The sequence below is a fragment of the Sinimarinibacterium thermocellulolyticum genome (genome assembly GCF_040327995.1).
Lineage (GTDB): Bacteria > Pseudomonadota > Gammaproteobacteria > Nevskiales > Nevskiaceae > Solimonas > Solimonas thermocellulolyticum.
In genome coordinates, this window is the sequence record NZ_JBEPIJ010000003.1 from 150,019 (window position 1) to 173,366 (window position 23,348).

Below are 23,348 nucleotides of genomic sequence, written 5' to 3' on the forward strand. Positions count from 1 at the left end.
ACGCGGGATGCGCGTCGCTCGGGGCTGCCGCGGCATGGGCGGTGTGCCTTGCATGCGATCCGCGCACTGCGGATGAGCGGCTGAGCCGGGCGGTCAGGCGATTTGCAGAACCGCCCCTGCGAGGCCGAGGCAGTGGGCGGAGGCGACCCAAGCCCCTGGAACATGCGCCGGCGCTCAGCGGAAATCCCGTGACAGGTAGGGGAGTTCGCCGAGCCAGTGGGAGCGGTCGAAGCAGCGTTCGGCGACGACGTGGATGACGCTCTGCTGACATTGCAGGCGCCCCTGCACGATGAGCAAGCGCGCGCCGACGACGGCGCTGCGTTCGGCTTCGATCAGCGCCGGGCGCACGATCAAGTTGACGATGCCGGTTTCGTCTTCGAGGGTCACGAACATCGTGCCCTTGGCCGAGCCCGGGCGCTGGCGGAACATGACGATGCCGGCGACGCGCACGGCCTCGCCGTCGCGGCCGCGGGCCAAGGCGCCGCTCGGGGTGACGCGTGCGCGCGCAAGGCGCGGACGCAGCAGTGCGACCGGATGGCGCCGCAGCGTCAGGTGCATGCTGCGGTAATCGGCGAGGATGTCCTCGCCTTCGGTCGGTGCGTCGAGCGCGACGGCGTCGTCCGCGCACTGCGCCGTGCGCAGCAGGCCGTCGAGCCGCTCGTGGCCGCGCGCCTGCCAGCGCGCCGCGTGGCGATGGCCGGCGAGTGCGGCGAGCGCGTCGGCGCCGGCGAGTAGATCGAGTTCGCGCCGCGACAAAGCGGCGCGCTGCGCCAGATCGTCGACGCTCCGGTACGGTTGCAGTGCGCGCGCGCGGACGATGCGCTGCGCGGCCGCGGCGGGCAAGCCGGCGATCAGGCGCAGCCCCAGTCGCAGCGCCGGTCTTGCGTCGGTGCCGCGTTCGAGCGTGCAGTCCCACTGGCTATGACATACGTCGACCGGCCGCACGTCGACGCCCATGCGGCGTGCCTCGCCGACCAGCATCGACGGCGGATAAAAGCCCATCGGCTGGCTGTTCAGCAGGCCGGCGAAGAATGCCGCCGGGTAATGGCATTTCATGTAGGCGCTGGCGTAGGCGAGCAGGGCGAAACTCGCGGCGTGGCTCTCGGGAAAGCCGTAGGCGCCAAAGCCGAGGATCTGCTGGTAGATGCGCTCGGCGAACGCCGGCGAAAAGCCGTTGCGCGCCATGCCCGCCTTGAGCCGGTGTTCCCATTTTTCCAGGCCGCCGTCGCGTTTCCATGCCGCCATCGAGCGCCGCAGCCGGTCGGCCTCGCCGGGCGAGAAGTCGGCGGCGACGATGGCGATGCGCATCACCTGTTCCTGGAAGATCGGCACGCCGTGCGTGCGCGCCAGCACCCGCAGCAGCGCCTCTTGCTTGTCCGCGCGCGCGCCTTCGAGCAGCGCGTGCAAGGCGCCGAGGGACGATGCGGCCTCGGGCTGCCGCAGCGCCTGCATGCGATTCTTCAGGTAGGGATGCACCATGCCGCCCTGGATCGGGCCGGGCCGCACGATCGCGACCTGCACGGTGATGTCGTAGAGGTCGCGCGGCTGGAGCCGCGGCAGCATCGACATCTGCGCGCGCGACTCGATCTGGAACACGCCGATCGTCTCGGCGCGCCGGATCATCGCGTAGGTCTGCGCATCGTTTTGCGGAATGCCGCGCAACTGCAGCGCGGTGCCATCGAACGCGCGTTGCAGCTCGAAGCTGCGACGCAGCGCGCTGAGCATGCCCAGCGCGAGCACGTCGACCTTGAGCAGACCCAGCGCCTCCAGGTCGTCCTTGTCCCACTGGATGATGGTGCGCTCGGGCATGCCCGCGTTCTCCACCGGCACCAGCGTCGACAGTGGCGCGTCGGAAATCACGAAGCCGCCGACATGCTGTGACAGGTGCCGCGGAAAGCCGACCAGCTCGCGTGCCAGCCGCAGCCACAGCGCGATCTGCGGCGCCTCCGGATCGACCCCGGCGGCGCGCAGGCGCTCGGGCAGATCGGCCGCTTCGTCCCACCAGGCGAGCGACTTGGCGAGGCGATCGACGACGTCCGCGCCGATCTCGAGCGCGCGGCCGACGTCACGCAACGCCGAGCGCGGTTGGTAGCGGATGACCGTCGCCGCGAGCGCGGCGCGTTCGCGGCCGTACTTGCGGTAGACGTACTGGATCACCTCCTCGCGGCGCTCGTGTTCGAAATCCACGTCGATGTCCGGCGGTTCGTCACGCTCCTTGGAAATGAAGCGCTCGAACAGCAGCTCGGTGAACTCGGGCGAGACTTCGGTGATTCCCAGCGTGTAGCAGACCGCCGAGTTCGCGGCGCTGCCGCGGCCCTGACAGAGGATGCCGCGCTCGCGCGCGTAGCGGACGATGTCGTAGACGGTGAGGAAGAAGGCCTCGTAGCCTTTTTCCGCGATCAGCGCGAGTTCCCGCTCGAGGGTTTCGCGCACCGCGCGCGGGCAGCCCTCGGGCCAGCGTTCGGGCAGGTGACGTTCGACCAAGGTGCGCAGCCAACTGCTGGGCGTGTGGCCGGGGCCGACGAGCTCGCGTGGGTATTCGTAACGCAGCGCGTCGAGCCGGAAGGCGCAGCGCTCGGCGACGGCGAGGGTCTCGCGCAGCAGCTCCGGCGGATACAGCGCGGCGAGCTGCGCGCGCGTGCGCAGATGACGCTCGCCGTTGGCGAACAGGCGCGGACCGCAACGCGACACCGGCAGACGGTGGCGCAGCGCCGTCATCACGTCCTGCAGGGGGCGGCGTGCGCGCACGTGCATGTGCACGTCGCCGCAGGCCACCAGCGGCACGCCGTGGTGGCGCGACAGCGCGCGCAGCCGCTGCAGGCGCGCACCGTCGTGACCGTCTCGATGCAGCTCGACGGCGATCCACAGCCGCCCGGCGTAGCGCGCGTGCAGCCAGTCCAGCTCGTGTGGTGCGTCGGCATCGCGCGGAATCCACAGCGCGCAGGTTTGCGCGGTGCCGGCGTCGAAGTCGGCGCGGCTGAGCCGATAGCGGCCCTTGGCGGCGTTGCGGCGTGCGCGCGTGATCGCCGCGCAGATGCCGGCATAACCGGCCTGCGTCTGCGCCAGGAGCACGAACTTGGGGCCGTCGGCGAGCGTGAACTCGGCGCCGGCGATCAGCGGCCAGTCGGGCCGCGCGCAGTCGTCACGGGCGTGCTTCCACGCGCGCACGATGCCGGCCATCGAGCACTCGTCGGTGAGCGCGAGCCCGGCATAGCCGAGCGCGAGCGCGCGCTCGACCAGCTCCTCGGGCAGGGAGGCGCCGCGCTGGAAGCTGAAGGCGGACAGCGCATGCAGCTCGACGTACGCCGGCGCCGCGTTCATGCGAACCAGCCGTGCAGGTACCAGCGCCCGTCGGCGAGATCGCGATACACCCAGGCGCGCGCGTGCGGTGCGTCGGCGATGTGATAGTCGCGCCGCGCGTCGGCGCCGTCCCACCAACCGCTTTCGATGCGCTCGACGGCGTCGAGCACGCGCGGGGCTTGCGTCAGCGCGACCGGATGCGGCAGCAGCCACAAGGGACGCTCCGGCGCGCCGGCGGTGGCGCCAGGCCCGGTGCCGGGCCCGCCACCCGGCGGCGTGCCGCACAGCGGGCTGCGCTGCGCCGTCGCGCGTTCCGGGCGATGGTCCTCGACCACGGCCGGTGTCCACAGCGCGTGCTCGCCGAGCCGCGCGAGCAGGCGCTCGACGGTTTCGGCCCACTGCAGCTGCGCGTCGCTGCGGCCGTCGAACAGCGCGAGCTGGCCGCCGGATACCGCGCCCAGCTCGGTCGCGTGCAGGTGCAGGGCGCGCACCGGCGCGGCCAGCGCCTCGCGCTCCAGGCGTGTGCGCAAGGCATCGAACAGGCGCGCGCCGTCGCGGTGTGCGCACACGAAGCGCAGGCCCAGGCGCGTGCGCCGTGCGTGCGCGTGCTCGCATTCGAGCACGAGACCGCGCACGCCGGTGTCGCGCGCACGCAACCAGCCTTGCAGCTCGTAGCTCATGCGGCGCAGCGGAAACAGCAGCGATTCGAGGTGGACCGTCTCCTCCGGCAGCGCGAAGCGGCGCCGGAACACCGGCGGCGGGACGATCGCCTGCACCGCATCGGGGACGCGGCCGCGCAGGCGGTCGAGGGTGTGCAGGCGCTCGACGCCGAAGCGCCGTGCGAAACCGGCGCGCGGCAGGGCGAACAAATCCCCGAGTCGGCGCAGGCCCATGCCATTGAGCGCGTCGATCTGGGCTTTTGGCCAGGCCAGCAGCCAGACCGGCAACTCGGCCAGACGCGGTTCCAGCGCCGTCAGGGACAACGCCGGTGCGGTCTGGCCGGCGAGGGCGAGCAGGGCCGCGCCGTCACGGGTCGGCGCGATGCCGAGCTGGGCCGACTGCTGCAAGGCCGTCAGGTCGGCGCGGATCGCGTCGCGCAGCGCGTCGAGCCCACCGAACAGGCGCAGGCTGCGCCCGATCTCGACCCAGGCGAAGGCGCGCGGCGCACGGCCGGGTTCGGGCAGCTCCTCGATCGCGGCGCTCACCGGGCTGCCGTAGCGGTACAGCGCATGCGCCAGGCGTTTGAGCGCGGCGCGTTCGGCGGCGGGTTTGCGTGCGTGCGCACGCAGCAGCGGCTGGCGCGCGAGCGCATCGCCGAGCGCGGTACCGGCGGCGATGCCGGCGCCCGGCGTGATCAGCCAGCGCTGCGCGCCGCGGCCGTCGGTCACGGCATCGAGCGGATCGCGGAGCCCCAGGGCTTCCGCCGGCAGATGCGGACAATGCAGGCACAGCCAGAGCATCGCCGCTTCATGCGAACGAGAGTCGGACGCCGCGCGCCGGCAGTGCCGCTGGCCGATGCGGCGGCGCCGGCGCCGCCAAGGTGATTTTTTGCACCGGCCGCGCACCGCGACACTTGAGCACCTCCACCGTCGGCACGCCGCCGATGCGTTCGATGCCAAGGCGCAGCGCGGCGACCGAGGCCGCCGCGGCCGCCGCGGACGGTCGCAGCAGCAGCGCCAGGCCGTCGCCTCGTTCGGCCGCGAGCTGCAGCCGGCGCATCGCCGTGGTCGGGATGTCCTGAGCCCACAGCAGCACCGCCCCGGTGCGTGCGTGCAGCAACTGCTCGGCGCTCCACAGTGCATCGGGGTCGTTCCGCGTCTCGACGACCAGGGTGTGGGGCAAGTCCACACCGGCGCGCGCGAGCGCCGGCGCGTGCAGCGCAAAAGGTGGGGCGATGAAGGCGACGGTCTGCGCCTTGCCCGTCAGCCGCGCCAGCAGCGGCAGGACCAGCGTCAGCTCGCCGGCGCCCGGCTGCGGATACAGCACCTCGCTGAGTGCGCCGCAGGGCCAGCCGCCGCCCGGCAGCAAGGCATCGAGCGCGGTCCAGCCGGTCGCCTGCGCACGTAGCGGCGCGGCGTCCGCTCCGCGCCACAGGTATGGGTGAGCAGGCAGACTTTGGCGATGACCCGCTCTCATCGCCAAGTGCTCCGAACGTTCCGCCATGGATGGCCGCAACCGGACACGTGAGGGCCCCGGCCGTGCGCAGTCATACAGCCCCGCGCAGCGGCACCGGCGCCGGGCCGGCGAAGCCACCGGTGCGCAGCAGGCCGACCGCGCGGCCTTCGATCACCAGCTCTTGGCGCGACAGGTCGATGCGGATCGGGGCGAAGTCCGGGTTCGCCGGCAGCAGGCGCACGATGTCGCCGCGCCGCTCGAAGCGCTTGACGGTGACGTCCTCGCCCATGCGCGCGACCACGATCTCGCCGTTGTTCGCGGTGGCCACGCGTTTCACCGCGAGCAGGTCGCCCGGCAAGATGCCGGCATCGCGCATCGACCAGCCCTGCACGCGCAGCAGGAAGTCCGGCTGCGGGTGGAACAGCCGGCGGTCGATCTTGTACCAGGACTCCACCGACTCCTGCGCAAGGATCGGGGCGCCGGCGGCGACGCGGCCGACCAGTGGCAGGTCATCGCCCGCGCGGGCGGCGGCGTCCTCGTCAGCGAGCACGCGGATGCCGCGCGAGGCGCCGGGCAAGAGCTCGATCGCGCCCTTGCGCGCGAGCGCGCGCAGGTGGTCCTCGGCCGCGGTCGGCGAGCGAAAACCGAAGGCCGTGGTGATCTCCGCGCGCGTCGGCGGAATGCCCTGCTTGGCCAGATGGCGGCGGATGAAGGCGAGGATCTGCTGCTGGCGCGGCGTGAGCGGCGTGTCCATGGTCTGCCCGAATGACTGTTTGTGCATACAGTCTCCGATCGCATCGAGACTGTCAATATGAACAGTCATTCGGCCCGATGCGTCACGCCAGCATCGCCGTGCCCTCCAGCGACTTCAGGCCGACGTCGCGGATCAGTTGCACGAATTCCTGCACATAGGCGGCGCCGGCGAGGCTCGCCGGGATGGCGGCGTGCAGCTCGCACCACAGGCCTTCTCTGCCGATGCGGCGCGCGGCGACGTAGCCGCGTTGCAGATAGGGTTGCACGCTCCAGCGCGGCAGGGCGGCGATGCCGCGGTTGCTGGCGACGAGCTGCAGGATCGCGACCGTGAGTTCGGCGGTACGCTGGCGCGGCTTGATGCCGGCCGGCGTGAGCAGGTGCTTGAACACATCGAGCATCTCGTCCGGCACCGGGTAGGTGATCAGCACCGAGTCCGCGAAGTCCTGCGCGCGCAGCCACTGGCGCGCCGTCAGCGGATGCTTGGGCGACATCAGCGCCACGCACTCGTAGCGGAACAGCGGCAGGAACGCCGTGCCCGGGCGCGAGCGCGGCCGGTCGTGGACGATGACGAGTTCGGCCGCGCCGCGTTCGAGCAGGCTCGGCACATCGCTCTGAAAGCCGGAGACGAGGTCCATCTCCACGTCCGGCCAGCGTTCGCGGAAGGCATCCATCGCCGGCATCAGCCAGTCGAAGCAGGTGTGGCATTCGACGGCGATGCGCAACTGGCCGGCCGCGCCCTGGACGAGCTGGGCGATGTGCCGCTCGGCGTCCTCCACCTGCGGCAGCACCGTTTGCGCCAGTTCCATCAGCCGCCGTCCGGCGGCGGTGAAGCGCAGCGGGCGCGCGTCGCGCTCGACCAGCGGCGTGCCGTACTGCGTCTCCAGCATGCGCAACTGGTGCGACAGCGCCGATTGCGTCAGGTGCAGGCGTTCGGCGGACTTGGACAGGCTGCCGGTGTCGCGCAGCGCGAGCAGGGTGCGCAGATGGCGCAGTTCGAGCATCGAGGGCATGAGATGAATTCAATACAGACGTGAAAATTATGAGATAGACAAATACTACTCGCAGGCCGATCCTGCCGCTCCCGATCGCTTCATCGAGACGCATGGCATGACACCGGCAGCCACTCAGGCCCATGTGCTGGGCTTTCCCCGTATCGGCGCGCAGCGCGAGCTCAAGACCGCCGTCGAGGCGTACTGGAGGGGCGCACTGGACGAGGCCGGCCTGCGGGCGGTGGGACGCGAGCTGCGGCTGCGGCACTGGGCCTTGCAGGAGGCCGCGGGCCTGGATCTCATCACCGTCGGCGATTTCGCGTTCTACGATCACCTGCACAACGCCACCGCGCTGTGCTCGGCGGCGCCGGCGCGCTTCGGCCTGGACGAGATCGACCTGGCCGGCTATTTCGCGATGGCGCGCGGCACCCCGGCGCAGCCGGCGCTGGCGATGAAAAAGTGGTTCGACACCAACTACCACTATCTGCAGCCGGAGCTGTCGGAGGACCTGCGCCTGGCCCTGGACCGCGACTGGTTGTTCCCGGAAGTCGACGAGGCGCTGGCTCAGGGCTACAGGGTCAAGGCGGTGCTGCCGGGGCCGCTGACCTGGCTGTGGCTGTCTGCCGCCGCCCCGGGCTTCGACAAGCTGCGCCTGCTGTCGAGGCTGCTCAACGTCTACTACGCCGCCGTCGCGGAGTTGAAGCGTCGCGGCGTGGCCTGGTTGCAGCTCGACGAGCCGATCCTCGCGCTCGATCTGCCGGCCGAATGGCTCACCGCCTATCGCACGGTGTATCGGGAACTCGCGCCGGCGGCGCCGCCGATGCTGCTCGCGACCTACTTCGGCGACGTGAGCGAGCACGCGACGCTGCTCACCTCGCTGCCGGTCGCCGGCCTGCATCTGGATCTCGTGCGATCGCCGCAGCAGCTTCAGGTGTTCCTGCGCGAGTATCCGCACGACAAAGTGCTGTCGCTGGGCGTCGTCGACGGCCGCAACGTCTGGCGCACCGATCTTGCCCGGGCGCTGGCGGTGCTGCATCCGGCGAAGGCGCAGCTTGGTGAGCGCCTGTGGGTGTCGGCGTCGTGCTCGCTCTTGCACGTGCCGCACGATCTGGCGCAGGAGACCCGGCTCGATCCGCGCATCAAGAACTGGATGGCCTTCGCCAACCAGAAGCTGGATGAACTCGCGCTGCTCAAGCGCGCGCTCGACCAAGGCGAGGCCGCGATCTGGCCGGCCTTACAGGCGAGCGCGCAGGCGATCGAGGACCGCCGCCGCGCGCCGAGCACCACGGTGGCGGCCGTGCGCGAGCGTGTCGCCGCCCTCACGCCGGCGGCCGCAGAGCGCCGCTCGGACTTTTCGCGGCGGATCGAGGCGCAGCAGGCGCGCCTGGGACTGCCGCTGCTGCCGACGACGACGATCGGCTCCTTCCCGCAGACCGCCGAGATCCGCGCCGTGCGCGCCGCGTACAAGGCCGGCGAGCAGTCCGAGGCCGACTACCTCGCCGCGATGAAGTCCGAGATCCGGCGCTGCGTCGAAAGGCAAGAGGCCTTGGGTCTGGACGTGCTCGTGCACGGCGAGGCCGAGCGCAACGACATGGTCGAGTACTTCGGCGAGCAGCTCGACGGCTTTGCCTTCACCCGGCACGGCTGGGTGCAGAGCTACGGCTCGCGCTGCGTCAAGCCGCCGGTGATCTACGGCGACGTTGCGCGGCCCAGGCCGATGACGGTCGCCTGGTCCGCTTACGCGCAGAGCCTCACCGACAAGCCGATGAAAGGCATGCTCACCGGCCCGCTGACGATGCTGTTCTGGAGCTTCGTGCGCGACGATCTGCCCAGGCAGGACGTGGCGTTGCAGCTTGCGCTCGCGCTGCGCGACGAGGTCGTGGATTTGGAGCGCTCTGGCATCCCGATCATCCAGATCGACGAGCCGGCCTTACGCGAGGGGCTGCCCTTGAAGCGGGCCGACTGGCCGGCTTATCTCGACTGGGCGGTGCGTGCGTTTCGCATCACCGCCGCCGGCGTGCGCGACGACACGCAGATCCACACGCACATGTGCTATTCCGAGTTCAACGACATCCTGTCGGCGATCGCGGCGCTGGACGCCGACGTGATCACCATCGAGACTGCGCGTTCGCATATGCAGCTGCTCGAGGGTTTCGCCGAGTTCGAGTATCCGAACCACATCGGTCCCGGCGTCTTCGACGTGCATTCCCCGCACGTTCCAAGTCAGGCGCAGATGACGGCCCTGCTCGAACGCGCGCTGCAGTGTGTGCCGGCCGAGCGGCTGTGGGTCAATCCCGACTGCGGCCTCAAGACCCGCGCGTGGCCCGAAGTGGAGGCTGCCCTGGCACGCATGGTGGCAAGCGCTTGTGCGCTGCGCGCGCAGATCTCGGCGCGCAGCGTGGGGAATGATCGGGCGCGCAGCCCGGCAGGCTCCGGCGACGCTGCATTGCCGATGCCGGTATAGGTGCCGTGAGTTGCGCCGCCGGCGTCGCGGCGCCGGGGCTCACGCGGGCCACATCGCCGTCGCGCTGGTCTGCTATACATGCGGCCCCAGTTTCCCGATCCGGAGCCGCTGATGTCGATCACCCGCGCCTACGCCGCCCAGTCCGCCACCACGCCGCTGGCGCCGTGGACGCTGAAGCGGCGCACGCCGCGCGCGCAGGACGTGGACATCGACATCCTCTACTGCGGCGTCTGTCACTCCGACCTGCATGCGGCGCGTAGCGACTGGGCCGGCACCGTGTATCCGATCGTGCCGGGCCACGAGATCGTCGGTCGCGTGACCGCCGTCGGTTCCGCGGTCACGCGCTTTGCGCCGGGGCAGCTCGTCGGTGTCGGCTGCCTGGTCGATTCGTGCCGGCAGTGCGCGAGCTGCGTCGACGGACTGGAGCAGTACTGCGAGCGCGGCTCCACCGGCACCTATAACGCGCCCGACAAGCACAGCGGCGGCGTGACCTATGGCGGCTACTCGACGCGCATCGTCGTCGACGAGGCCTTCGTGCTGCGTATGCCCGAGTCGCTCGATCCCGCGGCCGCCGCGCCACTGCTGTGCGCCGGCATCACCACCTACTCGCCGCTGCGGCACTGGAAGGTGCAGCCGGGCATGAGCGTCGGCGTCGTCGGTCTCGGTGGTCTCGGCCACATGGCGGTCAAGCTGGCCAAGGCCATGGGTGCGCGTGTTGGCCTGTTCACGACCTCGCCAGCCAAGGCCGAGGATGCGCGGCGCCTCGGCGCCGACGACGTCATCCTCTCCAGCGATCGCGCGCAGATGAAGGCGCAGTCGCGCCGCTTCGATCTGGTGCTCGACACGATCGCCGCGTCGCACGACCTCGACGCCTACCTGCGCACCCTCAAGCGCGACGGCACCCTGGTGCTGATCGGCGTGCCCGACAAGCCACACGCGGCGCCGAACGTCGGCAACCTCGTGTTCCAGCGCCGCAGCATCGCCGGCTCGCTGATCGGCGGCATTGCCGAGACCCAGGAGATGCTCGACTTCTGCGGCGAACACGGCATCGTCGCCGACATCGAGCGGATTCCCATGCAGGCCATCAACGAGGCCTATGAACGCATGCTACGCAGCGACGTGCGCTATCGCTTCGTCATCGACATGGCCTCGCTCAAGCCATAGCCGAGGCTAGATGACGGTATCGCAGTAGCGCGCCACGAGTGGATCGTGGGTGATGAGCCGCATGGGCTTTAGCGAAGCCTGAGCGACGAGGAGGCGATCGAACGGATCGGTATAGTGTGCCTGACGTTCCTTGACAGCGGCCGCATGCTCGAGCTCGATGCGAAGCAATTGGTGGCCGGACGCCTGAAATTACGCGGCGCCTTTTCCCGGAAACGGGCATGTCATCACACCTCAAGGCGTGTTTGATGGCGATCCTTCACAAGATCGCCGTACGGATCCAGATGGATGATTGGGGCGACTCGAGCAGGCTCCGAACCCTCTTCGGCAATTTCGGACTGTCCGTGATCGCCCAGTGCGGCAGGGAGGTCGTGGCGTAGCGCGCACCGCGCTTGGTGATCACCGGCCTCACCCGGGCTTACCGAGAAATGCAGCCAGCGCGCGATTGAAGGCCTCGGGACGCTCCATCGGCAGCGCGTGGCGCGAGTCGGGAATCACGACCAGCTCGGCATTGGGCATCTGTGCGGTGTAGGCGCGCTTGAAATCGACCGGGGTGTAATCCTGGTCGGCGGCGAGAATCAGCGTCGGTATGCGGATCTCGCCGAGGCGATCGGCGATGCTCCAGCCGATCAGCGCATTGAGTGTGTCGGTGTAGGGTCGCTCGCGATTGCCGGCGAAGCGCGTCGCGAAGGTTTGCGCCTGGGCCGGATCACCGGGGAACAGCTTCTTGCTGAGGATTTGACCGAAGCGCGGCAGCCCGAGCCACTTCACCAGCTTGCGCCGCTGCCAGATCGCGAACTTCTGCAGCGGCGTGCGCAGAATCATCTCCGGCGCGCTGTTGACGACGACGAGGCTGCGCACGCGCTCGGGCGCGTCGAGGGCGAGCTGGAAGGCGATACCGCCGCCGAGCGAGACGCCGACCACGTGCGCCGGACCGCAGCCGAGGTGATCGAGCAGGCGGTTGATGTCGCGCGAAAAGTCAGTGATGCGATACGGCCCTGGCGGATCGCCGGAACGGCCGTGGCCGCGCAGATCGACGGCGATCACGAAGTAGTCCTTCGCGAACGCCGCTATCTGCGCTTCCCAGTCCCGCGCGCTCGAACCGAGGCCGTGGATGAACAGCAGCGGCGTGCCGTTGCCACTGGTTTCGTAGTACAGCTCGAAGTCGTCGAGGCGTAGGGTGGGCATGAGGGTGCTCTATGGATGACGGTCGAACCAGGCCTTGATGCCGGACGGTCCGATCGTATCGGCGGTGAACTCGTGGCCGCCCGGGTGCTCGATCTTCTGCGTCGTGAAGCCGCCGCTGACGAGCTTGTTGTAGTAGGCCAGCATCGTCGTCAGCGGCACCAGCGGATCGTTCTGGCCGTGCCAGAACTTGGTCGGCGGATGGTTGGCCGGCAGCGTCGGGATCGACGGACAGGAGTACGAGCAGGTCGCGTAGCTCGCGGCGACGATGCCGAGCGCGCGCCAGGTGTTCGCGTTGCCGCTGCCGCTGTTGTAGGTGACGGCCATGCGGCTGCTGTTGAAGCCGCCGCTGGAGGCGCCATAGGCGTAACGCCGGTTCATGTTGTACTGCGAGGCGGGGCCGTAGTTGCCGCTCTTGATCTCGCCGAAGAAGTCCGGGAAGAACTGGGCGTCGCAGCTCGCGCTGTACGGATGCACGACATTGGTGTGCCAGGCCTGCACCCAGCCGCCGGACGCCGGCGGGTCGGCGACGAACACCGCGTACTTCTTGCCGGTGAGATACGGATCGTCGAGCAGTTCGTGGATGATCTGCGGCTCGTAACCCATGCCGAAGGCCTCGTCCTGGTCGCGGTCGAAGGCATGGTCGAAGTCCGTCGGTTGCGTGCCGGCATAGTAGAACGCGACCGGCCAGCCGCCCGGCGGCGGCGTGCCCTCCGGCACCTGCCAGCGCACGGCGCGCGGCACGTAGGCCCAGCCGCACCAGTAGTAGTTGTAACGGTGCTGATGGCTGCAGCTCCAGTTGCCGTCGGCATCGGCGCTGCAGCGCGCCGCTTCGGCACGTCCGCTCCAGCCCGTCGAGATGCTGCACGCCGCGAGCAGCATCAGTGCGGCCAGGCCGCGCGCCCCCGTTCTCCTCGTCATCGTCGTCTCCTGCGGGTCAGTCGGTGGTGGTCGAAGGCGCCGCCCCTTGACCCTCGGGTGCGCGCCAGTGGGCGAACATCTCGCGCAACTTGAGTTTCTGGAACTTGCCGGTGGAGGTGCGCGGAATCTGGTCGATGAACTCGTAGCCGTCCGGCAACCACCAATCGGCGACCTTGCCCTTGAGGTGCGCGCGCAGTTCATCCGCGCTGACCTGCATGCCGGGTTTGACCACGACCACCGCGAGCGGCCGCTCCATCCACTTGTCGTGATGCACGGCGATGACCGCGGCCTCGGCGACCGCCGGATGCGCCATCAGCTCGTTTTCCAGATCCACCGAGCTGATCCGTCCGCCGCCGGACTTGATCAGATCCTTGGCGCGGTCGGTGATCGTGATATAGCCCTCCGGCGTGACCGCGGCGATATCGCCGGTGCGGAACCAGCCGTCGTCACTGAAACGGTCGGCCGCGTCCGGGCGCTCGTGGTAGCTCGCCGTGACCCAGGGGCCGCGCACCTCGATCTCGCCGACGCTTTGGCCATCCCAGGGCGCGATGCCCTGCTCGTTGACGATGCGCAGATCGACCAGCGGCAGCGGAATGCCGGCCTTGGCGCCGTAGCGCAGGCGCTCGGCCTGCGGGCGTGCGTCGAGTTCCGGGCGCAGGCGGTTGAAGCTCGCGAGCGGCGAGGTCTCGGTCAGGCCCCAGGCCGGATGCAGTTGGATGCCATGCTCGGCGAGCCCCTGGATCAGCGCCGGCGGCGGCGCCGAACCGCCGACCATCAGGCGCAGGCCGTCGGCGAGCGGCCAGCGACCCGGATGCTCGCGCAGCAGTTGCAACACGCCCATCCAGATCGTCGGTACGCCGCCGGCGAGCGTCGTGCCGGTCTCCGACATCAGTTCGAGCAGGCTTTGCGCGTCGAGATGCGCTCCGGGGAACACCTGCACGCAACCGACCATCGTCGCCACGTAGGGCAGGCCCCAGGCGTTGGCGTGGAACATCGGCACGACCGGCAGCAGCACGTCGCGCATCGACAGGCCCATCGCGTCCGGCAGTGCCTCGGCCAGGGCATGCAGGACGTTGGAGCGGTGCGAATAGACCACGCCCTTGGGCCGGCCGGTCGTGCCCGAGGTGTAGCACATGCCGGCCGCCGCGTTCTCGTCGAGCGGCAAGTAGTCGAACGCGCCGTCGTGTGCGCCGATGAAGGCGTCGTAGTCCTCGTGGTCGTGATCGATGCCACCATCGAAGCGCACGACGATCACGCGCTCGAAACGCACCTGGTCGCAGAACTTCGCGTACAGCGGCAGCAGGCAGTCATCGACGATCAGGAAACGATCGCCGGCGTGGTTGGCGATGTAGGCGATCTCATCCGGGTGAAGGCGCAAGTTGAGCGTGTGCAGCACGCCGCCGGCGATGGGCACGCCGAAGTAGCTCTCCAGGTGCGTCGCGTGGTTCCACATCAGCGTCGCGACGCGATCGCCGGGTTTCAGGCCGGCGGCGATCAGCGCCTGCGCGAGCTGGCGCGCGCGCCGGTAGAGATCGCCGTAGGTCGTGCGCGCGAGCGAACGATCCGGCCGCCGCGAGACGATCGGCACGTCGTGGAAGATGCGCGCGCGCTCGAGGATGCGGTCGAGCGTCAGCGGTGTGGTCATCATCGTCGAGCGCATGCGGGTGTCCTCAGAACTCGTAGCGCAGCTGCGCGTAGAACTGCCGCGGCGCTTCCTGGATGTTCACGAACAGTCCGGGTACGACGTCGCCCTGGCGGATCGAGGTGCGCGCATCGCTCAGGTTCTCGCCGAAGACGCGCAGCGACCAGCCCTGCAGCGGATTGGAGATGCCGAGGTTGGCGCGATAGCGGAAGAAGCCCGCCTGGGTCTTGCGCGGATCGAGGTCGATGTCGAGGTACTGCAAGGACTGGTACTCGGCGCCGCCGCCGAAGCCCCAGCGCAGGCCGCCGTCGCCGATCGGAAAGCTGAGGTTGGCGAACAGCGTGTAGCTCTGGCGCGGCGCGAACGCAAACGCCTTGCCGGTGGCGTCGCAGCGCTGGTCGTCGTCGCCGTCGGTGTTGTCCATGTCTGCCGGACAGTCGTTGGTCTTGAAGTCGAGATACTCGGTGTCGTTGAACGCGGCGGTGCCGACCAGCGTCAGCCACCCGGTCACCAGCCAGGTGAAGTCGGCCTCGACGCCCTGCGAGCGCGCCTTCGCCGCGTTCTCGACCTTGGTTACGCCCAGGCCGACGGTGAGCGCGTCGGGGATGCGCGTCAGCACCTGGAAGTCGTCGATGTCGAGGCGATACAGCGAGACGTTGAGCTTGGCGCGGCCATCGAGCAGCGAGCCCTTGAAGTCGAAGCCCCATTCGGTGGCGACCTCGGGCTGGAACACCAGTTCGTCGTCGCGATCGCGGAAGGCGAAGGCGTTGAAACCGCCGCCCTTGTACGCGCGCGCCCAGTGCAGGAACAGGCTCACGTCGTCGTTTGGCTGCCAGTTCAGCGACAGCTTGGGTTGAACCTGCTCCTCGGACTGCGAGCGCTCGGCCGTGAACTGCGAGATGCCGGCGAGCGGCAGTAGCACGCTTGGGGCCGGCGAGGTGTAGACGGAGTTCCAGCGTGCGGACTTGTCCTCGACGCTGTAGCGCAGGCCGAGCTGGGCAGTCCAGCGCGGGGCGAATGACCATTCGAATTGGCCGAACAGGGCGCTGGCGTCGGCCTGCTGCTCGAAGCCCTGCCTCACTTCCTCGAAGAGAGCGTCGCCGCCGGGCGGGCTCGCCGGGATCGCGGCGAACAGCAATGCGAACAGCTGCGGCGGCAAGGCGGCGAGCAGTGTTTCGGCGGGCGCGTCCTGGGTGCCGGCGAGCGTCAGTTCGAGAAACGGCAGCGTGCCGATGCGAAACTCGAAGCCGCCGCCCTGGATTTCGCGATGCTGGTGGTAGAGGCCGACGAGCAGGTTGCTCGATCCGAGGTCCGTTCCAAACAGCGTCGGCAGGCCGAACAGGCCGTCGAACTCGGGTGATTCGGCGCGCAGCTCGAAGCTCGTCGTCGGCGAGCGATCGCGGTCCTCGCCGTAGATCGCCGGTGCCGGTGTGAAATCGGTGTCGACCTGAAGTTCGTTCTTCAGCACCGAGTGACCGGCGAGTGCGACGACATTCCAGTCGCCGAAGCTCATGCTCGCCTCGGCATTGATCGTCTCGATCTTGGCGATGCGGCCGTCCGGCTGATCGATCGAGGCCTTGTAGTTGTTCTTCTCGAAGTCGACGTCGGGATCGTAGCGGCGCAGCACGGCCTGGATGCGCTCGCTAGCGTTGAACATCTCGGCGCCGGCGCCGCCGGATTCGAGTTCGACGGTCTCGACGCTCAGACGCAGCGATGCGCCGAAGAGATCGACGAAGTCGAGCTTGGCGCGCACGCCGCGCCGCCCCTGTGAGCGCAGGTCCGACGGCAGCCCCGGCACCAGCGGTGCGGTCGTGTTGCGGATGAAGCCGTCGCGCTCGTCGTAGAGGCCGGCGATGCGGAAGTTCAGCACGTCGGCGATCAGCCGGCCGCCGACGGCGGCCTCGATGCGCAGGCGGTTCAGTTCACCGCGCTGCACGTCGGCGTAGCCGGTGAAGTCGTCGGTCGGGTTCTGCGTGACGACGTGGATCAGGCCCGCGGTCGTGTTCTTGCCGAAGGTCGTGCCCTGCGGGCCGCGCAGCGCCTCGACGCGCTGCACGTCGAACAGGGCGGCGTTGAAGTACTCGACGCGGGTATACGGAATGCCGTCGAGGGCGATGCCGGCCGGCGGCTCGAAGGCCTTGTTGTTGTTGTTGAAGCTGAAGCCGCGCACGCGCGGCGAGGCGAAGAAGCCGGCCTCCTCCACCTTGACGTTGGGCACGAACAGCATCGCCTCGCGCACGTCGGTGATGCCCCAGCTGGCGATGAACTTTTGATCAACGACCGACAGCGAGATCGGCACGTCCTCGACGAACTGCGCCTTCTTCTGCGCGGTGACGACGATCTCTTCGAGGCGCGGGCCGCTCGGCGCCGGCCGCGGCGTGGGCGTCGGCTCGGGTGCCGCCGAGACGGGCTCGACCGCGACGATTGGCAGCGTCTCGGCGGCATCCTCCGCCTCGGCCGGCGTCGGCTGGGCGGCATCAGATTCGGGCGCGAGCAAGATGTCGAGCGCATCCGGATCCTGCGCCTGCGCCGTCAGCGCAAAGCCTGCGAGCATCAGGCTGGCTCGCCAGCGACGCAGGCCGCGCCCTCGTCTGTCACCGCATCCGCACGTCATCGCGGTCTCCTCTGTCGCCGTGCGCGGGGCGCCGTCGTTGCGGCGCCGTCCTGCGCGGATGTGCTACGACGCCTTTGCGCCGACGATGCGCCAGGCGAACTCGACATAGGCCTCGGCGACGGTGTCGACGCTCATGCCCGACTCGGGCGTGTACCAGTGGGCCACGCGCAGACCCATCGCACCGATCGCGGCCACCGCGAGCCACGGCTGCGCAACCGAGAACTCGCCCATACGCAAGCCGCGCTCGACGATCTCCAGCATCAGTTGCTCGCTCTGCCGGCGCAGCTGCAGCGCCGGGGCGGCGAGATCGGCCGGCAGCGCGTGTAACTCGGCGTTGGCGACGACCGCGAGCATCGGGTAGTCGGCGTGCATCGACACATGCGCGCGCACCATCGCCGCGAGCTGCAGCCGTGGCGAGGGCTGCACTTCGAGCAGCGCCTCGCGCATGCGCTGGTGATGCGCCTCGTGGCCGATGCGCACCAGCTCCGCGAGCACGTGCGCCTTCGACGGGAAATGCGCATACAGCGTCGCCGGCTGCACGTCGGCGGCCGTGGCGATGTCGCGCACCGAGGTGCCGCCGTAGCCGCGTTCGGCGAACAGTCGGAGCGCGGCGTCGAGCACGACGCGATAGGCGCCGCGGCGTGCCGGGGCATCGGGCAGGCGCGCCTTTTCGACGGCGACGCGGCGGTGCTGAGCAGGCTCGGGCATAGGAAACGAACGATCGTTTCAAGTACTGAGAAGAATAAAGTGAAAAACTAGTAAATGTCAACGAACGATCGTGCTAAGTTGCCGACCAAGCCGCTGCCGCCAAGCGGCACTTTCCTATACTCGCGGCCCATTCCTCGACGAGGCCGACCCGATGCGCGACTGCATCCTTCACAACCCGCGCTGCTCGAAGAGCCGCGAAACCGTCAAGCTGCTGCAGGAACGCGGCATCGAGCTGCCGGTGATCGAATACCTGCAGACGCCGCCGACCAAGGCCGAGCTGGCCGAGATCTGCAAGCTGCTGGACGTGAAGCCCCTGCAGCTCGTACGCACCAAGGAGGCGCTGTTCGCGGAGTTGGGCCTGAGCAAGGACAACGGCTTCAGCGATGCGCAATGGCTCGCGGTGCTCGCCGAGCACCCGAAGCTGCTGGAGCGGCCGATCGTGATCTACAAGGGGCGGGCGGCGCTCGGGCGGCCGCCGGAGAAAGTCCTCGATCTACTGTGATCGCCGCGCCAGCGCGCGCAGCAGCGGCCGGGTGCCGTAGTACAGGGCCGCGATCAGCGGCGGTGCGACCAGCGCCCAGACGACGATGCCGTAGACGCCGACCATGCCGTAATCGACCATGAACTGCATCGGCGAGGCCTGGAAGCGCTGCGTCAGCTGATTGACCGAGAAGATCGGCACGTGTGGCTGGCCGAACAGACTTTCGCCGGCGCGGTAGAACGGCAGCAGCAGCGCGATCTGCAGCGGGTACATGAAGTAATTGACGAGCTGGATCACCGGCTGGTTGAGCTTGAGCCAGATGCCGACCAAAGCACACAGGATCGTCGTCGAACCCAGGATCGGGAAGATGCCGAGCACGGCGCCGAGCGCGAGCGTCAGCGCGATCTTCTCGGGGGTGATGCCCTGCTTGAGCTGGCCAACGATCGGTGCGACGACGCGGCGTTGCCAGAAGCCGCCGAACTGCGCCTGCTCCGCTGTGCTGCTCACGCGAGTCTTCAGCTTCGACGCAGCAGCAGATCCTCGATGCTCGCGTTCTTCGGCAGCTTCGCGATGTTGATCAGCATGTACGCGCCCATCGCGATGTTGCCGAGCCCCAGCACGAGCACCAGCCAGACCAGGCGCATCGCCCAGGTCTTTTCCTTGTACGCGATCCACAGCCAGAACCAGAGGAAGCCGAAGTAGGCGTCGAACAGCGTCGCGACCAGCCACGGCGTATAGCCGGCGGACGGGTTGGCGATCAGGTCCTGGATCGCCGGGACGATGCTGACGTGGCTGGTGGCCCAAGTCGAAACCCCGACCAGGCCGAGGATGGCGATGACGGCGAAAACACCCGCGACACGGATCATGCCGGCTTTCTCAAGGTGATCTGCATCAGGTCGATACTGCCGGTGCGAAAACCGCATTCGCAATAGCTGAGGTAGTAGCGCCACATGCGCAGGAAGCGCATGCCGAACTGTTGCACGATCCGCTCGCGCGCGCCGAGCACGTTGCGATGCCAGTGTGCGAGCGTGTCGGCGTAGTCCTTCGCGTAGAACTTCGCGTCCTCGGGGATCAGGCCGGCCTTGAGCGCGAGATCCTGGAACAGTCCCGGCGGGCACAGCATGCCACCGGGGAAGATGTACTTCTGGATGAAGTCGCGCTTGCGCCGGTACTCGTCGAAGATCCTCGGGTGGATGGTGATGCCCTGGATCGCGGCGCGACCGCCGGGCTTGAGCGCCTTTGCGATCGTCGCGAAATACGCCGGCCAGTAGGCCTCGCCGACCGCCTCGTACATCTCGATCGAGACCACGCGGTCGTAGGTCTCCGTGACATCGCGGTAGTCGCGCAGCTCGAAGCGCACGCGATCGGCGAGGTTCGCGGCCTCGGCGCGGCGCCGCGCCTCGGCGAGCTGCTCCTTCGACAGGGTGATGCTGGTGACGCGGCAACCGAAGTGTTTGGCCGCGTGGATCGCGAAGCCGCCCCAGCCGGAGCCGATCTCCAGCAGATGATGTTCGGGGCGCAGATCGAGGCGCTCGGCCATCAGCCGAAACTTGTTGAGCTGCGCATCCATCAGCGTCTCGTTCGGCCGGATGAACATGCCGCTCGAGTACGCCATCGTGTCGTCGAGCCACATCTTGTAGAACTCGTTGCCGAGGTCGTAGTGGTACTCGATGTTCTCGCGCGCGCCGGCTTTGGTATTCGCGCGCAGTTTGTGGCGCAGCCAGCCATAGAAGCGGCCGAGCGGGTTCTTCTCGTAGGGGCCTTTGTAGTACGGCTCGTTGAGATACAGCACGGCGAGCAGTTGCGACAGGTCGGGCGAATCCCAGCAGCCGTCGAGATAGGCCTCGCCGAAGCCGACCTCGCCGCCGCGCAGCACGTGACCGACCAGCGCGCCGGAGTGGATTTGCAGCACGCCGTGCGGTCCCGGCTCGCTGCCGCGAAAGCGGCGCAGCTCGCCGTTGGGCAGGCTCACGTCGAGCGTGCCGATGCGCAGGCCGCGCAGCATGTACAGCAACAGGCGTAGCGGCCAGGACAGGCGTCCGCCGGCGGGCTTGAGTGCCGCCGGCAGGTCCGGGGAGAAGCCGTCGCGCTGCAGGATGCGGTCCAGATCGGTACGGCTTCCGAGGTCGCGCTCGTTCATGTCTTTGCCTTCCAGTGATCAGCTCACGTTCGGGCGCAGCGGGTCGGGTTTGCGGAAGAACCGCGCACCGCGCAGCCACAGCTTGAGCGCCTCCCAGTGAATGCCGGCGACGACCTTGATCGTCATCCACGGCATGCGCAGCACCTGCGACAGAATCGCCGTGTCGCTCACCGCGAGCCGCTCGCCCGCCAGCGTCGCGTCGAGAATCGCCTCGCCCCCTTGCGTTTCGCGGATCGCCACGCGGATGCGCGCACCTGGCGCGCCCAGCGTGAAGCGATACTGCCCGACGCGGTCGAGGAAGGGCGAGACATGGAACACCTTTTCCTTCTCGATCGGCACCTCATACGGCAGCGGGGCGCCGCCGGATGCGAGCACATAGCTGTGCTTCTCGCCGAAGGTGTTGTTGACCTCGGCGATGACCGCGCGCAACGTGCCGTCGCGGTGCTCGCAGTACCACAGGCTGATCGGGTTGAAGGCGAAGCCGAGCACGCGCGGGAATGTGAGCAGACGGATGCGGCCGCCGTCGAGCTCGACGCCGCGCTCGCGAAGTACTCCCTCGGCCCATGCGCGCAGGCCGCGGCCGTCGCCGTAGTCGCGCGTGCGCAGCGACAGCAGGTTGAAGCGATCCAGCGAGAACAGGCGCAGTCGCGCGGACAGTGCATCGAGCCGGTCGATGTCGACGAACAGATAGAACACGCGGTAGACGAAGCGGTAGAACGGCGGCACAAGGCGCCGGTGCATCACCCGCGTCGCGTAGAGGCAATCGTCCTCGTTCCGGATCATCGCCCTGCGGTCCCCGTCACACGCCGCTCGCCCAGGCCGGCAGGCAGTCGCGGTCGATGCCGGCGACGCAGCGCAGACCCGAGACCAGGCCGTCCTCGTGAAAACCGTACCCGGTCCAGGCTCCGGCCCACCACAGGCCGCCCTTGCCCTGGATGCCGGCGAGCTGGCGGTGCGTGCGCACGCTGTCGGGGCCGTAATGCGGGTGGTGATAGACGGTGTCGTAGACGATCCGCTCGGGCGCGATCTCGCGCGTCGGGTTGAGCGTGACGACGTAGTTCACCGGACCGGCGATGCCTTGCAGCAGATTCATCCAGTAGCTGCCGGAAATCGGGCGGTCGTGGACCTCGCGGTCGAAGTCGACATCGGTGTAGCGCTGCACGCCCTCGCCGAAGGCCGCATCGTTGATGTAGTTCCACGAGGCCCAGGCGCGGCGTCGGCGCGGCAGGTAGCTGTCGTCAGTATGCAACACCACGCGACTCGCGTTGTAGGGAATGCCAGCGAGCACCTCGCGCTCGTCGTTGCCGGCGCCGTCGCCGATCAGGCGCAGCGCCTGGTCGCTGTGGACCGCGCAGACCGCACGATCGAAGCGCTCGCTGCCGGACGTTGTTGATATCTCCACGCCACCGACGACGCGCCGCAGACCGGTCACCGCGGCGTTCAGGCGCAGCTCGCCGGTATAACGTTCGAGCAGCGCCTTCACATACGTGTGACTGCCGCCGATCAGCGTCTGCCAGGTCGGCTGCTGGGTCGCGGTGAACAGCGAGTGCGCGTCGAAGAAGCGCATGAAGTCCGCGGCCGGATACGCCATCGCCTTACGCGGCGAGCAGCTCCAGATCAGCCCGGCCATCGGCAGCAGATAGCGCGCCTGCAGCTCGGCCGAGAAGCCGGCGTCGCGCAGAAAGTCGCCGAGCGAGCCGCCGGGCAGCGCATCGGCCCTGAGCAGACGGTTGCAGACGCGGTTGAGGCGAAGGATCTCGGTCAACAGGCGTAGATGGCCGAGGCGCAGCAGGTTGGCCGGCTGCGCGAACACGGTCAGCAGATTATCGCTGCCCTTCCATTCATACGCACCGCGGTTGAGCGAGACGCCAAAGGACATGCTCGTCGGCCGCGTGCGCACGCCCAGCTCGCCGAACAGCGCGGTGAGGTTCGGATAGTTGACGCCGTTGTAGACGATCCAGCCGGTGTCCACCGGCTGCACCCCGTCCGCCGTCGGCACCTCGATGGTGTGCGTATGCCCGCCGACGCGGCCGTCCTGCTCGAACAGCACGACCTCGTGGCGGCGCGCGAGAAAGAAAGCGGCGGACAGGCCGGCGATGCCGGAACCGATGACGGCGATCTTCATGGAGGTGGAGTGAGCAAAGGGCGCAAAACGCGCCGCTTTTATACGCGAAACCGGTGCGACAGGATGCGCCGCGGCGTCACGACACTGCGGCTGGTGGCGCACTCAGGGCGCAGGCAATGCGGCTTCGATGGTCGGCCACGCCGCATCCAGCATCCGCGGCTGGGCGTCGGCACTGGGATGGATGCCGTCGTCGAGAAAGGCATCGGGGTCGAGTGCGATGTCGGCGAGAAAGAACGGCACCAGCGGCACATCCAGCGCCCGAGCCACCTTGGTGAAGGCGGCCTGGAAACCCTGGGTGTAGGTCGGGCCGTAATTGCTCGGGATGCGCATCTCGAACAGCACCGGCGTCGCGCCGGCGTCGCGGCACAGCACGGCTGCGCGGCGGAGATTGTCTTCGAGCTCGGTCAACGGCAGGCCGCGCAAACCGTCGTTGCCGCCGAGTTCGATCAGAACCATCTGCGGCCGATGGCGGTCCAGTAACGCGGGCAGTCGCGCCAGCCCGCCGGCGGTGGTCTCGCCGCTGACGCTGGCGTTGACGACGCCGTGCGGATAGCCTCGCTGCCGCAGCCGTTCCTGCAGCAGCGCGACCCAGCCGCGCTCGGCCGGAATGCCGTAGGCGGCGCTGAGGCTGTCCCCGAGCACCAGTATCGTCGGCGAGCGGCCGGCAACATGCTCACCGGCCGCAGCCTCGGCGCGCGCGCAACACGCGGCGAAAGCCAGTGCGGCGGTAACAACGAGACGGAGCAACAT

At 68.8% G+C, this 23,348-nt stretch carries 19 protein-coding genes; 3 read left to right on the forward strand and 16 right to left on the reverse strand.

Going from position 1 to position 23,348, the window contains the following annotated elements:
- Positions 1-174: 174 nt before the first annotated feature.
- The 5 genes from ABSH63_RS03925 to ABSH63_RS03945 form a co-directional block, all read right to left on the reverse strand.
- Entirely contained in the window at positions 175-3,321 is a 3,147-nt protein-coding gene (locus ABSH63_RS03925) for an error-prone DNA polymerase (protein WP_352887618.1), read from the reverse strand.
- Positions 3,318-4,760 (reverse strand): Y-family DNA polymerase, encoded by a 1,443-nt coding sequence (locus ABSH63_RS03930; protein ID WP_352887619.1) that lies wholly within the window; start codon positions 4,758-4,760, stop codon positions 3,318-3,320. Before ABSH63_RS03930 ends, ABSH63_RS03925 begins: the two co-directional genes overlap by 4 nt.
- Positions 4,761-4,767: 7 nt before the next feature.
- Positions 4,768-5,436, reverse strand: a complete 669-nt coding sequence (gene imuA / locus ABSH63_RS03935) for a translesion DNA synthesis-associated protein ImuA (RefSeq protein ID WP_352887620.1) — start codon at positions 5,434-5,436, stop codon at positions 4,768-4,770.
- 70 nt (positions 5,437-5,506) lie between these two features.
- Positions 5,507-6,196: a transcriptional repressor LexA gene (gene lexA / locus ABSH63_RS03940; protein WP_434223241.1), complete on the reverse strand. Its 690-nt coding sequence runs from the start codon at positions 6,194-6,196 to the stop codon at positions 5,507-5,509.
- Between the two features lie 55 nt (positions 6,197-6,251).
- Entirely contained in the window at positions 6,252-7,178 is a 927-nt protein-coding gene (locus tag ABSH63_RS03945) for a LysR family transcriptional regulator (RefSeq protein WP_352887623.1), read from the reverse strand.
- A gap of 97 nt (positions 7,179-7,275) precedes the next feature.
- Here ABSH63_RS03945 and metE point away from each other — a divergent pair, with 97 nt between their 5' ends.
- Positions 7,276-9,621 carry a 5-methyltetrahydropteroyltriglutamate--homocysteine S-methyltransferase gene (gene metE / locus ABSH63_RS03950; RefSeq protein WP_352887625.1) on the forward strand — a complete coding sequence of 782 codons (2,346 nt, stop codon included), beginning with the start codon at positions 7,276-7,278 and terminating at the stop codon, positions 9,619-9,621.
- Between the two features lie 111 nt (positions 9,622-9,732).
- A complete protein-coding gene (locus ABSH63_RS03955; protein ID WP_352887627.1) occupies positions 9,733-10,785 on the forward strand; it encodes an NAD(P)-dependent alcohol dehydrogenase in 1,053 nt (350 codons plus the stop codon).
- Between the two features lie 405 nt (positions 10,786-11,190).
- Here ABSH63_RS03955 and ABSH63_RS03960 read toward each other — a convergent pair whose 3' ends face one another.
- The 5 genes from ABSH63_RS03960 to ABSH63_RS03980 all read right to left on the reverse strand — a co-directional run bounded on the left by ABSH63_RS03960 (position 11,191) and on the right by ABSH63_RS03980 (position 17,852).
- Positions 11,191-11,970, reverse strand: coding sequence for an alpha/beta fold hydrolase (locus ABSH63_RS03960; protein WP_352887629.1), 780 nt, complete (start codon positions 11,968-11,970; stop codon positions 11,191-11,193).
- Between the two features lie 9 nt (positions 11,971-11,979).
- Positions 11,980-12,888 (reverse strand): extracellular medium-chain-length polyhydroxyalkanoate depolymerase, encoded by a 909-nt coding sequence (locus ABSH63_RS03965; RefSeq protein WP_352887631.1) that lies wholly within the window; start codon positions 12,886-12,888, stop codon positions 11,980-11,982.
- Between the two features lie 16 nt (positions 12,889-12,904).
- Positions 12,905-14,548, reverse strand: coding sequence for a long-chain fatty acid--CoA ligase (locus tag ABSH63_RS03970; protein WP_352887633.1), 1,644 nt, complete (start codon positions 14,546-14,548; stop codon positions 12,905-12,907).
- A 10-nt stretch (positions 14,549-14,558) separates the two neighbouring features.
- The gene (locus tag ABSH63_RS03975) at positions 14,559-17,084 is read right to left on the reverse strand and encodes a TonB-dependent receptor (protein WP_352887635.1); all 2,526 of its coding nucleotides are present in this window, start codon (positions 17,082-17,084) and stop codon (positions 14,559-14,561) included.
- Positions 17,085-17,207: 123 nt separating this feature from the next.
- Complete coding sequence (locus tag ABSH63_RS03980) at positions 17,208-17,852, reverse strand: TetR/AcrR family transcriptional regulator (protein WP_352887637.1); 645 nt, start codon at positions 17,850-17,852, stop codon at positions 17,208-17,210.
- Between the two features lie 151 nt (positions 17,853-18,003).
- Between ABSH63_RS03980 and arsC the strand changes: the two genes are divergently transcribed.
- Positions 18,004-18,354: an arsenate reductase (glutaredoxin) gene (arsC, locus tag ABSH63_RS03985; protein WP_352887640.1), complete on the forward strand. Its 351-nt coding sequence runs from the start codon at positions 18,004-18,006 to the stop codon at positions 18,352-18,354.
- On the opposite strand, the gene ABSH63_RS03990 is transcribed toward arsC, so the two are convergent.
- The 6 genes from ABSH63_RS03990 to ABSH63_RS04015 all read right to left on the reverse strand — a co-directional run bounded on the left by ABSH63_RS03990 (position 18,346) and on the right by ABSH63_RS04015 (position 23,348).
- The gene (locus ABSH63_RS03990; RefSeq protein WP_352887643.1) at positions 18,346-18,840 is read right to left on the reverse strand and encodes a DUF2062 domain-containing protein; all 495 of its coding nucleotides are present in this window, start codon (positions 18,838-18,840) and stop codon (positions 18,346-18,348) included. The two genes, arsC and ABSH63_RS03990, sit on opposite strands and share 9 nt — an antisense overlap.
- A gap of 8 nt (positions 18,841-18,848) precedes the next feature.
- Positions 18,849-19,199 carry a DUF1475 family protein gene (locus ABSH63_RS03995; protein WP_352887645.1) on the reverse strand — a complete coding sequence of 117 codons (351 nt, stop codon included), beginning with the start codon at positions 19,197-19,199 and terminating at the stop codon, positions 18,849-18,851.
- Positions 19,196-20,473 (reverse strand): class I SAM-dependent methyltransferase, encoded by a 1,278-nt coding sequence (locus ABSH63_RS04000; RefSeq protein ID WP_352887647.1) that lies wholly within the window; start codon positions 20,471-20,473, stop codon positions 19,196-19,198. The genes ABSH63_RS03995 and ABSH63_RS04000 overlap by 4 nt, the downstream gene beginning before the upstream one ends.
- Before the next feature lie 18 nt (positions 20,474-20,491).
- Positions 20,492-21,256 carry a DUF1365 domain-containing protein gene (locus ABSH63_RS04005; RefSeq protein WP_352887649.1) on the reverse strand — a complete coding sequence of 255 codons (765 nt, stop codon included), beginning with the start codon at positions 21,254-21,256 and terminating at the stop codon, positions 20,492-20,494.
- A 16-nt stretch (positions 21,257-21,272) separates the two neighbouring features.
- Positions 21,273-22,598 carry an NAD(P)/FAD-dependent oxidoreductase gene (locus ABSH63_RS04010; protein WP_352887650.1) on the reverse strand — a complete coding sequence of 442 codons (1,326 nt, stop codon included), beginning with the start codon at positions 22,596-22,598 and terminating at the stop codon, positions 21,273-21,275.
- Positions 22,599-22,700: 102 nt separating this feature from the next.
- Complete coding sequence (locus ABSH63_RS04015) at positions 22,701-23,348, reverse strand: arylesterase (RefSeq protein ID WP_352887651.1); 648 nt, start codon at positions 23,346-23,348, stop codon at positions 22,701-22,703.